At 68.1% G+C, this 12,986-nt stretch carries 9 protein-coding genes; 5 read left to right on the top strand and 4 right to left on the bottom strand.

Annotated features, from left to right (window positions below; all coding sequences use genetic code 11):
* Positions 1–79: 79 nt before the first annotated feature.
* On the bottom strand, positions 80–2,953 hold the full coding sequence (locus tag VG561_RS01480; RefSeq protein ID WP_423179299.1) for an autotransporter domain-containing protein: 2,874 nt from the start codon (positions 2,951–2,953) through the stop codon (positions 80–82).
* 230 nt (positions 2,954–3,183) lie between these two features.
* On the opposite strand from VG561_RS01480, the gene VG561_RS01475 reads away from it, so the two are divergent.
* Genes VG561_RS01475 through VG561_RS01455 form a run of 5 tightly spaced genes read left to right on the top strand, consistent with a single transcriptional unit; the run spans position 3,184 to position 9,201 of the window.
* Positions 3,184–3,717, top strand: a complete 534-nt coding sequence (locus tag VG561_RS01475; RefSeq protein WP_075076110.1) for an RNA polymerase sigma factor — start codon at positions 3,184–3,186, stop codon at positions 3,715–3,717.
* The gene (locus tag VG561_RS01470) at positions 3,714–4,682 is read left to right on the top strand and encodes a FecR family protein (protein ID WP_075076111.1); all 969 of its coding nucleotides are present in this window, start codon (positions 3,714–3,716) and stop codon (positions 4,680–4,682) included. The genes VG561_RS01475 and VG561_RS01470 overlap by 4 nt, the downstream gene beginning before the upstream one ends.
* Before the next feature lie 14 nt (positions 4,683–4,696).
* Positions 4,697–7,495, top strand: coding sequence for a TonB-dependent receptor plug domain-containing protein (locus tag VG561_RS01465; RefSeq protein ID WP_288495141.1), 2,799 nt, complete (start codon positions 4,697–4,699; stop codon positions 7,493–7,495).
* A 45-nt stretch (positions 7,496–7,540) separates the two neighbouring features.
* Entirely contained in the window at positions 7,541–8,497 is a 957-nt protein-coding gene (locus tag VG561_RS01460) for a hypothetical protein (RefSeq protein ID WP_423179298.1), read from the top strand.
* Positions 8,494–9,201 carry a hypothetical protein gene (locus VG561_RS01455; protein WP_197604545.1) on the top strand — a complete coding sequence of 236 codons (708 nt, stop codon included), beginning with the start codon at positions 8,494–8,496 and terminating at the stop codon, positions 9,199–9,201. The genes VG561_RS01460 and VG561_RS01455 overlap by 4 nt, the downstream gene beginning before the upstream one ends.
* Before the next feature lie 59 nt (positions 9,202–9,260).
* Here the strand turns inward: VG561_RS01455 and VG561_RS01450 are convergent, their stop codons facing one another.
* The 3 genes from VG561_RS01450 to ispH form a co-directional block, all read right to left on the bottom strand.
* On the bottom strand, positions 9,261–9,950 hold the full coding sequence (locus VG561_RS01450; protein WP_423179297.1) for a lysoplasmalogenase: 690 nt from the start codon (positions 9,948–9,950) through the stop codon (positions 9,261–9,263).
* Positions 9,947–11,830, bottom strand: a complete 1,884-nt coding sequence (locus tag VG561_RS01445) for a M61 family metallopeptidase (RefSeq protein ID WP_423179296.1) — start codon at positions 11,828–11,830, stop codon at positions 9,947–9,949. Before VG561_RS01445 ends, VG561_RS01450 begins: the two co-directional genes overlap by 4 nt.
* 198 nt (positions 11,831–12,028) lie before the next feature.
* Positions 12,029–12,979 (bottom strand): 4-hydroxy-3-methylbut-2-enyl diphosphate reductase, encoded by a 951-nt coding sequence (gene ispH / locus VG561_RS01440; RefSeq protein WP_005408565.1) that lies wholly within the window; start codon positions 12,977–12,979, stop codon positions 12,029–12,031.
* Positions 12,980–12,986 lie beyond the last annotated feature (7 nt).

Genomic DNA, 12,986 nt, shown 5'->3' with positions numbered 1-12,986 from the left:
TTCCCTGCCGACCATACCGCAGCACCTGCCCTGATGGGATGGCCCCGGCGATACGCATATCGCCGGGGCCGGGTACCGCTTAGAACCGGTAGCCCAGACCCAGCATCACGCCGTTCTGGATCTGCCCGTCGCGGCGCTCACCCACGTAGTCGGCCATGATCGACAGGCGCTCGCTGGCGCGACTGGTCACGCCCACGTTCCAGGCCAGTACCTGCTCGCCCACGGCCTGGCTGCTGGCACCAAACACCAGGTCCGGGGCCGCAGCAAAACCGGTGCTATAGCGCGCCTGCGAGTCGCCCAGCTCCTTCTGCCAGACCACGCGGGCACGCGGGGTGATGCGCTCGCCGTTGTTGCCCTCGAAGGTCTTGAACAGCTGCAGGCCGGCACCCACGCGGATGCTCTCCAGGCTGCCGCTGCGTCCTGCCAGCGCACCAGCGCCCTGCCCTTCGTTGAAGCGGGTGGCCGAGGTCCGCGCGTAATCCACCACCGGCAGCAGCGGCTGGATCACCAGTCCCTTGCCGGTGGTGAAGGAGAACGCATGCTCCACCCGCGCCGAGATCGCGTCGTTGCTGTATCGGGCACGCAGCGGCTGTTGCAGGCCATCGATGGCCGAAAGGCTGCGGCGGGTATCGTGGCGCAGGTCGGTGTAGCGCACGGCCGCCGACAGGTAGCCACGCGAATAGGTCGCATCCAGGTAGCCGCCCACATCCAGCGCGCGCACGTCGCCACTGAAACCGGAGCCATCGCTGGCCTTGGTCGACATGTCCGCGGCGGCCACGCTGACGCCGAGGGTGACGCGGTCATCGGCCACGTGCGTGTCGGCACCGACCACGATGCCGCCGATGTTATGGCTCAGGCCGGCCACGCCACCGTCGGCGTCGATGCGGCCATGGCTGGCGAAACCGCGCGCCCACAGGCCACGGCTGCCACCCGCCGCGCGGCTGTCGCCAGCAGCCTCGCCGGCCGGCTCGACCAGATGCATGGCCAGCTGGTTGAACAGGCTGCCATGGCGCATGCCCGGCTGCGCCGACACCGACTGCGCCGCCTGCGAGGCCAGGCCATCGGCATCGCCGCCACTGCGCATCGCTGCCTGGTGCTGCTGCACCACGTTGCCGATGCTGCCCAGCAGTGCATTGTCGGCCAGGCGCAGGCTGGCGTGTGCATCACCGCGCAGGGCGCCGGCCTGCTGTGCGATCACATCGCGGTCGGCGAACTGCAGTGCGCCGAGCAGCGACTTCAGGCCGCTGTCCTGGCGATCCGATGCGGCTGCCAGCGCGCGCCCCAGTCCATCGCCGGAGGTGCCGTTGGCAAACAGGCCCAGCTGATCGAAGCCCGGGTTGGCGGTCAGCCACAGCCCGTCGGCCGTCTGGTTGACGTTGAAGCTGAGCAGCGAATTGTGGCGCGGGCGGAATACTTCGCCCGCGGTGATGCTGGCGCTGTAGCCGGTGTCGCCCAGTCGCACGGCATCCTGGAAACCGCCCTGGTAGATCGGCCCTTCAACCAGATCGCGGCGGTAGCCGCCGGCATAGAAGCCCTGGGCGACGTTCAACGCCAGGTGTGCGCCCTGCGCGATCACCAGCGCCCCCTCTTCGGCCCCGCCATCGTAGAAGCTGCCGACGCGCAGGCGGCCACTGCCGGTGCCCCCGGCCTCGGTAACATCGAACAGCACCTGCCCGCCGGGCATGATGTTGACGTAGCCGTGGGTCACCAGATCACCGCCACGCGGCATCAGCGTGCCGAACACGCGCAGTCGGTTGAAGCCGTCTTCGCGCCAGGACGGGCCGGTGCCATCCAGCAACGCATCACTGTCGGTGCCGACCGATGCGATATCGCCATGGCCAACCACCACGCTGCCGGGCATCACCCGCAGCTCGGGGGTACGCAGCGCGCCGCCCTCCAGCGCGATGGTGCCGTTGTCGACCAGCATGAAATCGGCGCCGGTGGTTTCGGCGGTGCGCCAGGTGGCGCCGTTGCTGACACGGATCACGCCCGCCGAACCTGCCAGGGTGGACGCATCCAGATCGGCCAGCCGCAACTGGCCGCGCAGCTCATCCTGGAGGTCGGGATCGGCGAGCAGCTGTTGCAGCGACTGCGTGCCGATGCCGTTCGGCCCCCGCGTGGAGACGTTGTACAGGCTCACCGCGTAGTTTATGTAGGTGCTGGCCCAATCGGTGTTCCAGCGCGCGAAATCGTCGTCGACGAAGGCCTGCAACTGGCGCGCGGTGCGCAGGTAGCCCGGATTGATGTCGCCGCTGACGTTGCTGGTCACATGCAGGGTGTCGCCCGGATCGCGATAGCCTGCCGTGTTGATGATGTTGTTGCCGCGGATGTCCTGGCCCGGGAACGACTCCAGCTTGCTGCCGCTGCCATCCGGATCGAAGGTGACCGATGTACCCGTGGTGCGCGCCGGGTCGCGGAACACCAGCAGGCCATTGGGCCGCACCACCTCATACATGGCCTTGTGCAGCAGGCCGGCATCCATGCCGCCGCCATAGTTGCCGGTGTAGATCTGGGTCATGCGCGGCGACGGTGCGTAGGTGATCCTGCCACCACTGCTGGCGGCATGGATCTGCACCGAATCGACCAGCGGCAGGTCGCCGCCGAGATAACGGTTGACGCCGCCGGACTGCATGATCGAGCAGGACGAAATGCAGTGGCCGGACACAATCGTGTCCAGGCCCTGGGTGCGGATCACCGCCTGCAGCCACTCGCCGGCGATCAGCGCGCCACCGTTGGACGTGCGCAGCACGACTTCGCGGATCGGGCGTCCTTCGGCCTGCGCCTTGGCCAGCAGCGCGGGCAGCGCCACCACATCGGCAACGGTTACGCCGCCGCTGAGGAAGACGCGATCGTCCTGCACGTGATAATTCATTGCCATGACGTCATCAACCGCCGCCATGGCGGTGATGCCCAGCAACGCTGCCAGGGCCAGGCTCAACTTCGAATGCTTCATGTGTTCTCTCTCCACCCGCAACGCACGGGTCGAAAGTTCAACGTCCGGACGGTGCGCCCTCCCCCAGTGCAGCGCCCCTCGAAACATGAACGCATTCACAATGGATTCGTGGGCCACGCACACTCTTCCCCATCCGGTCATCGTCGCGTAAAACTCGAAGACGTACCCGCCACCGACGTCCGAGGCCAGCCCTGTCCGCCCCCTCTCCTCTGATCCATCGCGCGCCGGACCTGTCCGCGCCGGCGGACGCGTTCATTGCGTTCGTGCGGGAGGAACGCGCGCCGTTGTGTGCGTTCCTGCGCACGCGCGGTGTCGGGCCGGAGGATGCCGAGGACATCGCGCAGGACTGCATGGAGCGGCTGATCCGCTATCGCGCGCACAGTGCCGACGAGCTGCGGCTGCTGCTGTATCGTATCGCCCGCAACCGCCTGGCAGACCGCGGCCGTTCGTCGCAGTCGCGGCCGCATCTGTCCCTCGCCGAACATGATGGCGGCAACGAGCCTTCCAGCACGTCGCCCGATCCATTGCGCCAGGCCGAGTCCGGGCAGATGCTGTCCCTGCTGCGGCAGGCCCTGTTCAAGCTGCCCGAGCGCGCGCGCGAGGTGTACCTGCTCAACCGGATCACCGGCATGAGCTACACGCAGATCGCGCGGCACTGTGGAATTACTGCCAAGACCGTGGAAAAACACATCGCCCGCGCCCTGCAGGGCCTGCGCCAGGAACTCGGAACGGATCCGCTGCACAACGACAGGGACAACGGATGAGTCACGCCAGGCCCAGGGAAGATACGCAGCTGTTCGAACGCGCCAGCGCCTGGGTGGCGCGGCTGGAGGCTCCGGACTGTACGCCGGGCGAGCGCGAGACGTTCGAGGACTGGTTGGCCGAGGACCCGGCCCATGTTACTGCCTGGGTCCAGGCCGAGACCCTGTTCCAGCAGGGCGAGGAACTGGCCGCCGACCCGTGGCTGCGCACCGCCGCGGCACGTGCGGCACGGCCGGCGCCGCGTCGCTGGCTGCCGGCAGTGGCCGCTGCCGCAGGCGTCTGCCTGGCCATCGGGATCGGCTGGATGATTGCCGTCGACGGCAACCCCACGCCGCTGCGCTACGCCAACGATTCCCACCAGCCCCGGCTGCAGACGCTTGCCGATGGCAGCGTGGCCACGCTGGATGCGGGCACCACCCTGCACGCCCGTTTCGGTTGGCGCCATCGCAACCTGGTGCTGGAACGTGGCCGCCTGCAGCTGCAGGTCGCACCGTCGGGCAAGGCCCTGCAGCTGCGCGCCGGCGACAGCACCATCCGCGACATCGGCACCACCTTCCAGGTGGAACGCCTGCATGATGGCCTGGTCGAAGTCGCACTGCTGGAAGGTGCGGTGGAAGTCAGCAGCGGGGGCACCCAGCACACCCTGGCGCCCGGCCAGCAACTGCAGGTACTGCCGAGTGGCCGCATCCAGCCCGGTCCGGCACTGTCGTCCAATGCCGCCGCTGAAGGCTGGCTGCAGGGACAGCTGGTGTTCGATGCCACACCGCTGTCGATCGTGGTCGAACGCATGAACCGCTACGGCCACACGCCGCTGGTGATCGCCGATCCGGAAATCGCCAGCCTGGCGGTAAGCGGCACCTTCCGTGCCGGCGACGCGCAGGAACTGCTGTCGGCACTGGAACTGGGCTGGTCGGTGGCTGGCCAGACGCGACCGGATGGCGCGCTGGAACTGCGCCGCACGTACTGAGGAGGCCTGCGGTGATGGCAGTACCGGGCGCGCTGCAGGGGGGGCTGCTGCTCCGCACCCTGTTCTGCCTCGCGTTGGGCATCCCCGCGCTGCCGTCTGCCGCTGCGGCCGAGCAAGCGGGCACCCTGGAGGTCGATGTTGGCTCAGGCCCGCTGGCGCCGGCCCTGCAGCAATGGGCGCGACAGAGCGGCATTGCCCTGCTGTTCGATGCGCGTGAGCTGGATGGCCTGCGCACGGCCGGCACTCATGGCCACCGCGATGCGGCCGCGGCCCTGAAGGAACTGGTCGCGGGCATGCCGGTGAACATCCTGCGTACGCCCGCTGGCGGATTCGTCGTACGCCGTACCCACCCCGCGCTCCCATCGCGACCTTCGGTCGCGGCACGCGCCACGCCCGCAGCACCTTCGCCACACAAATCCGCCGACGCGCCGCCGCAGGTGGAACTGGCGCCGATCCATGTCACCGGCAGCCGGCTGCCGCGCACCTCCGTGCAGACCACGCTGCCGGTCACCATCATCGACCGCGATGACATCCTGCGCAGCGGCTACGGCAGCCTGTTCGACCTGCTGCGGCACTTGCCGGGCATGAACGGCCACCCGGCGATGAGCACCTCGCGCAGTGGCGATTCGCAGTACCTGCCGGTGGGTGCGGCCACCACCACCAGCCTGGACGGCATGGGCCCGCGTGCGACCCTGTTCCTGGTCAATGGCCGTCGCCTGCCACGCTATCCCATGGTGTCGCTGGAACAGGGTGGGCTCACCGATCTTGGGGGAATTCCGCTCAGCTTCGTCGAACGCATCGAGCTGGTACGTGGCGGCGCCTCGGCCATCTATGGCGCCGACGCGATGTCCGGCGTGGTCAACATCATCCTGCGCGACCAGGCTGACGGCCCGGAAGCCATGCTGCAGACCGGCCTGAGCGGGCGCGGCGACGCTGGCCAGTATCGCGTGCAGGCGGCCACCGGCGGCGTGCGCGACGGAGGGGACCGCTGGTTCGCCGGCATCGACCTGCACCGCATCGACCACGTGGCCGGTGATCGCCGCCAATGGCATGCGGAAACCTCGCAGTACCTGATCGGCGCGTTCCGCGATGGACGCTACTGGCCGGCAGAACGCTGCGAAGGCCCATTGACGCGGCGCGATGGTGCCTGCTGGTTCGACAGCGCCCGACCACGCTCGCTGCAACCGGCCTCGGATACCGCCTCGGCCTACCTGCGCTACCGGCATGAGCGCGGCGAAGGTCGCTATGCCTACGCCGAGGCGCGGGCCAGCCACAACCGGCAACGCTTCGACCTTGGTCCAACCGCCGTTGCCATCGGCCTGTACGGCTTCACCTTCAACAGCGTGCTGCGCGAAGCTGGCAACGTGCGTCCGCATGTACGTGCCACCGACGCCGACGTCACCTTCGGCATTGGCCGCGACCAGGGCCGGCGCAGCTGGGATGCCGGCATCAGCGCACAGCGCAGCGATGTCAGCCTGTCCACGTCGGGCACCGTGCGCGCCGAGCCCCTGCTGCGGGTCGCCGAGACACTGGATTTCCTGCCCGGCTTCACCTCGTTGCCGGCGGGCGCGGCCGAGCAGTTGTTCCCGTCGATCCGCAATCGCGGGCGCACCGAGCAGTGGCAGGGCTGGTGGGGCATGCAGCGGGAGCTGATGCCATTGGCCGGCGGTGCTGCACAGCTGGCCACCGGCATCGACCTGCGCCAGGAGCGCTGGACCTCGCATCCCGACGCCCTGCTGAGCCAGGGTGACCTGGCGCTGGGCCTGCCGCAGGAGCAGCGCCACCTGGCGCGCCGCAGTGGCGGCGCCTACGCCGAACTCGGCCTGCCCCTGGCGCACACGCTGCGCATGGACCTGGCCGCACGCTGGGACCGCGATGGCGACTACCAGGCCTTTTCACCCCGTGTTGGCCTGCGCTGGAGCCCCACGCCCCGGTGGTCCTTCCTGCTTGCCAGCGGGCGCGGCTACCGTGCGCCCAGCCTGTTCGAGCAGCGGCGCCCCCCGGGCTATTTCGGTGCGATCGAGCTGCCGGCCTCCAGCGCCCTGCCCGACTGCGCGCAGAGCAGCGGCAACGGGCGCTGCAGCGTCACCGTGGACGTGGTGGAGAACGATGCGTTGAAGGCCGAGCGGTCGCGCAGCCATTCCCTGGCCGCGACCTGGACGCCGACCGATACGTTCTCGCTGTCACTCACCCACAACATCGTCGAACTGCGCAACGAGATCCTGGCCCTGCAACCGGCCGACGCGGTGTGGAACCCCGGCACCTGGGAGCTGGACGAGGACGGCCACCTGAGCAACCTGCGCCTGTCCTTCGACAACATCGGCCGCACCACCTCGCGCAACTTTGTACTGCGCGGGGAGTACCACATCGATACCGGCAGCACCGGCCAGTGGCTGTTCTCGCTCGATGCGCTGAAGCAGCAGGAACTGCGCCGCGAACGTGGCCATGATGCAACGGTGGACCTGCGCGGCCATGTCACGCCGACGATGGCCGCCGTGCTGAACGTGCAGTGGCAGAACAGCAACTGGGACATCGCCCTGCGCGGCAACCAGGTGGGGCGCACGCGCGCCTGGCTGCCCGGTGCGGAATGCCCGGAGGAACAGCGCGAGCAGAACCACTGCATGAACCCCCGGCAGCTGCGCTGGAACCTGCATCTCGCACGACGCCTGGGGCCGCGCGTGGTCGCCGCGCTGGACGTGCACAACGTGCTCGACACGCAACCGGTGAACTATCTGGTTGGCAACGGTGGCCAGATGCCGGGGCTCGACGATCCGCTCGGCCGCTACTTCCTGCTGACCCTGCAGATCCGCTGAGCGTAGTACCCTACGCGCCCTGTTCCATCGGTTCCCCACCACCCCATGAAGGCCTATCTCTGGTTCTGGGGCGCGTTCCTGCTGTTCTTCGCGTTGCCCTTCCCCTGCATCCTCTATGTCGGCACGTCGTGGCCGGTGCAACTGGCCGACCGCAGCGCGCCATGGCTGGCCCTGCTGCTGCTCGCGCTGTCGGTGATCCTGTGGCTGGCCCTGCTGCTCGCCTTCCTGCACTACCTGCTGCTGGGCCCGCCGCGCGCGCTGCATCGGGTGCGCACCATCCTGGCCGGCGGTGAGCCGCGCGACGCGTTGATCGAACAGGCCGAGCCGACCGGCGTGCACGTGCGCGGCTTCGCTCAGTGGAAGCTGCAACTGGGCTTCCAGAACCTGTCCGGCACGCCCATCAACGAACAGATGCTGGTGGTGGACAGCAAGCCGCAACTGCAGCGTTTCGTTGCCGGCAAGCGTATCGAGGTACGCCTGAGCCGGATGCCGGGCGCGTTCCCCAACGTGGTGCTGGAGGGGGCGCAACCCGAACTGGATGTCGCCAGCCTCTGGCGTCGTGGTGTCGGCGCAGCGATCGGCATCGTGGCGGTGGCCAGTGGCTATGTGGCCGCCTATCGGCTGCAGAGTGAGGGGCTGGGCTGGACCTTCCTGTCGCTCGGTCATCCGCTGCTGGTGTGCCCGCTGGTGTTGTGCGGCTACGCGCTGGGCCTGCGCCTGCTCGGCCGGCTGCTGCAGGCCGACGCCCGCGGTGACGCGCTGAAGTATCGCGGCATCGGCGTGGATGCGAAGGTGCTGAAGCTGCGCCAGACCGGCACCTATCTCAACGAGCAGCCGCAGGTGGAGTTCCAGCTGGAATACATCGACCGCGAAGGTGGCGTGCAGCAGGTGAGCGTGCGCCGCTTCATCCCGTTGATCGAGCTGGCCAATCTTCCGCGCGAGCGGGTCACGCTGTTGTACGACCCGGAAGATCGCCGCAACGTTCGCCTGGAGGGTGTATGAAGCAGCCGCCCTCGACCCGGCTGGTGTTCTCCGTGGTGTTGCTGGTGCTGGCCGGCGTCGCCGTGGCAGGCGGAGCCCTGCAGACGCTGGGCGAAACACTGGGCCATTCGGTGCAGGCCGACAGCGCAAGCGCGCCGATCGCCATGCCGCCAGCGCGCGAGAGGCCCGCTTCGCTCGCGCCGATGACCGAGCCGCGGTTGCCGCCGGTGCCCGAACGCAACAACCGGTTGCTCGATGCGGACTACCTGCTGGCCGCCCGCCAGGCACTGGAACAGATGCCTGCGCTGGCCGGGCACCGGCTGACGGTATTCCACAGCATCCACTTCTACGACGATGGCCGGATCAATCTGGACCTGGTGGATCCGCAGCAGCCGTCACGCGTGGACAGCTACCACTTCGAACGCGGCCAGTGGCGCAAGGGCGACCCGGTCAATCCGCAGCGCTTCGCGCCCACCATCACCCTGCGCCGCAGCAGCACGGCGCTGGCCAACATCGATTTCGAGGCGGTGCCGCGCGTGGCCCAGGCACTGCAGGCACAGCGCAACGCATTGATGGGCACTCCCGGTGAAGTCGGCCACGTCTATGTGATCGTGCGCAAGGGTGGCACTCTGGTCTGGCTGCCGGACGAAGTCGCCGGTGATCGCCAGTCCGCACGCCTCTCTTTCGACGCACAAGGCCGTTCCGGCAACGCGACCCTCCGATAGTCAACGCGAAAAGGGGACGGAGGGGATTAAGTCGTTTGTGCCTTGGTGCCGTCTGCGACTTAATCCCCTCCGTCCCCTTTTTGCTGTTTCACGGAGCGGGCGATGGCGTACTGCGCGCCGTAGTAGGTGGACAGCACCAGCAGGCTGGCCAGTGGCAGGCCGCCGGCGAAGCGGTCCCAGGCCAGCAGCGAGTCGCTGGCGACGAACAGCAGCGCACCGGCGGCCGCCCAGCGGGAGCTGCTGGCATCCATTGCATCGGTGTGCGGTCGCCGCCACTGGCGTGCGAGCGCCAGGACCGCCATCGAGGCTAGCACCACCACGTATGCCAGCACCGGAATGCGCATCGGTGCGGGCAGGTGCGGCCACAGACCAAGTACATTCAGTACAGCGAACGCGCCGAGCAGGACGCTGGCGGCAAGCAGGCCACGTCCGGCACGCAGGCCATCGCGGAAGGCGACGATGTAGCAGAGGTGCGCCAGCAGGAACGCGACCAGCCCCGGCACGAACGCATCCACCGGCAACATCAGCGCGATATCCCCCACGCACGACAGCAGCATGCCAGCCAGCACCGCGCGCCGGTAGAACGGCTGCGCGGGATCACACACCCGCCAGGCGATGGCCGCGATCAGCAGCGTGGTCGCGGGCTTGGCCAGCCAGTGCAGCCAGCGCCCGTCACCGTCCAGGAACGCGCCGAGGATGGCGAGGATCGCCATCAGCAGGATCACGCCATCGCGGGCGCGCGGCGTCATCGCGCCTTCCACAGGTCCGCAAGGCGGTCAGGCTTGCCGGCGATACGCTCCAGCACCGGGTACTGCAGGCCACCGTGGTAGGCGATGTTCATCGTTTCGATGCGGTCGAACTGCTTCACCAGCAGTACGATCGGCGCCTTGTCCTTCGCCGCCGCAGCTACCGCATCCTTCAAGCGCTGGCTGCTGTACTCGCGTCCGCCAACGGCAATCAGCTTCATGCCCGGCGCCAGGCCAGCATTGAACGCCGGGCTGTCCCAGATCACGTCGCCGACCACGCCGCTGTCGAGCACGGTCGCACCCAGCGAGTACGCCAGCAATGCCGCCTTGGCGCGTTTTTCCTGCGCCTTGTAGGCATCGTTCGGCGTATCGCGGTAGACCAGCTTCCAGCCCGCCAGTTCCAGGCCGCCGGTCAACGAACCGTGGCCGTCCAGGCGCCCGCGCAGGAACGTCGCCCAGTCATACGGCGCTATGCCGTTCAAGGTCGCGACCACGTCGTTGAAGGTGTACGGGTTGACGTCCCAGTCGCCGTTGCCGACGCCGAAGAACGCACGTGCGAAGTCATCCAGGCTGCGCCGGTTGCCGCTCAGTTCGCGCAGCTTGCCCTCCACTTCCAGCCACAGCATCTGGCCGCCGGAGTAGTAGTCCTCGCTCATCTGATAGTTGCGGTAAGGCAGCGTGCGGCGCTGCGCGATGGTCGGGTCATTGGTGGTGTCCTGCAGCGGCCGCCAGGCCAGGCCCGGGCGACCACGGTCATAGGTCGCGGCCACGTTGGCCAGCATGTCGCGCGCCTGCGCGGTCGACCACAGCCCTGAACGCGCCGCCAGCACCTGGCCCCAGAACTGGGTCTGGCCTTCGTAGACCCACAGCAGGCTGTCGCCCATCGGCGTGTTGAAGTTGGCGGTGGCGAGATCCGCGCCGCGACGGTACTTGCCGTTCCAGGAATGGGTGTACTCGTGCGGCAGCAGATCGCGCATCCACGCGTTGTTGTCCCACTCGGTGAAGTAGCCCGGGTCGGCGCTGTTCTCACTGGAACGGTGATGCTCCAGGCCGATGCCGCCGAGGCGGTCCGTCAATGCCAGCAGGAACTCATAGTGGTTGTAGTGCCGCGCGCCGTAGAGCTTGTCGGCCTGCTGCACCAGCGCGCGGTGCATCGTGATCTGCGCCTCGCTCGGCTTCAGCGATTTGGCGTCGTCGGCAAACACGTTGAGGTGCACCGGCACCTTCGCGCCCGGATCGAGATCGATGCGCTGGTAGTGCTCGCCGGCAAACAAGGGCGAATCGACCAGATGGTCATAGGAGATCGGCTTGAACACCACGGTGTCACCGTCGCGGCGCGCGGTCTCCAATGCAGTGGCGAACGACCAGCCCTTGGGCAGGGTAACGCTGGCCTGCGCCTGCAGCTGGCGCGCGTCGATGCCGGCCGGATACAGCGAGTTGGCGTTCCACTGCAGGTTGAGCATTTCCGGGGTCATCACCACCCGGCCCTGGCTGCCGCCCTGCGAGGACAGGAAATCGAAGTGGGCGACGATCTCGCTGGCGCCCTCGGGCACGTTCACCTTGAACGCATAGACGTTGTACTGATCGCGCTGCCAGGCCAGCGGCTTGCCGTTGGCGGTCACGCGCAGGCCGGCCAGCTTGTCGATCGGGCCGGTGGGCGAATGGTTGCCGGGAATCCACTGCGGGTACAGCAGGGTCATCGGGCCGGGCTTGGCCGGCACGGTGGCGGTCACCTTGAAGATGCGCCGGGCCAGATCGCGCGCGTCCACATCGATGCGCAGCAGTCCTGGGGCTGCCGCGTTGGCCGGTGGCGAGGTCTGCGCAAGTGCAGGCGTGGCCGCCAGCGCGAACAGCAACGACATTGCCAGGGCTCGGGTCTTCATCAGGCAGTTTCCAACAACGGGGAATCCTCCGATGCTAGGCCTGTGCGATGGCCGGCCCCATGGCCAAAGGTCATGGGCGGTGCGCCCACCCGGCCATGCCAAAGGCGTGCGAACCAAGGTTCGCACCCACCAGATCAGTTTCGGTTCGCACCCACACCGGGTAGTGGCGGGCCGTACCCTGCAGACGTCCTTCCGCGCTCAGTCGACCAGGCGCAGGCGCAGTTCCTTCGGCAGCGCGAACACCATCGATTCCGGTTCGCCGTCCAGCTCGCCCACGCCGGTGGCGCCCAGCTCGGCCAGGCGCGCCAGCACGCCATCGACCAGCACCTGCGGCGCCGAGGCGCCGGCGGTCACGCCGATGTGCTGCTTGCCTGCCACCCATGCCGGGTCGATCTCGTGCGCACCATCGATCAGATACGACTCCACGCCTTCACGGCGGGCCAGCTCGCTCAGACGGTTGGAGTTGGAGCTGTTCGGCGAACCGACCACCAGCACCAGGTCGCAGCGCTTGGCCAGGTCGCGCACAGCATCCTGGCGGTTCTGCGTGGCGTAGCAGATGTCGTCGTTCTTCGGGCCCTGCATCGCAGGGAACCGCTCGCGCAGCGCATCGATGATGCCGCGCGTGTCATCCACCGACAGCGTGGTCTGGGTGGTGTAGGCGAAGTTTTCCGGCTGGTTGATCTGCAGCGTCGCGACCTGCTCGACATCCTCGACCAGGTAGATCTGCCCGGTCCCGGCTTCGCGGTTCCACTGGCCCATGGTGCCCTCCACTTCCGGGTGACCGGCGTGGCCGATCAGCACCACGTCACGGCCGGCACGGCAGTGGCGGGCGACCTCGAAGTGGACCTTGGTCACCAGCGGGCAGGTGGCGTCGAACACCTTCAGGCCACGGCGCTCGGCTTCCTGGCGCACGGCCTGGGACACGCCATGCGCGCTGAAGATCACGGTGTTGTTGTCCGGAACCTCGTCGAGCTCTTCGACGAAGATCGCGCCGCGCTGCTTCAGGTCGTCGACCACGAAGCGGTTGTGCACCACTTCATGGCGGACATAGATGGGCGCGCCCAGCGTTTCGATCGCGCGCTTGACGATCTCGATCGCACGATCGACACCGGCACAGAAACCACGCGGGTTGGCGAGCAGCACATCCATCAGTTCA

The sequence above is a fragment of the Stenotrophomonas sp. CASM110 genome, assembly GCF_049384345.1.
GTDB lineage: Bacteria > Pseudomonadota > Gammaproteobacteria > Xanthomonadales > Xanthomonadaceae > Stenotrophomonas > Stenotrophomonas muris.
The sequence above is the reverse complement of the archived record's forward strand: the minus strand, read 5'-3'. Positions and strand labels throughout refer to the sequence as shown.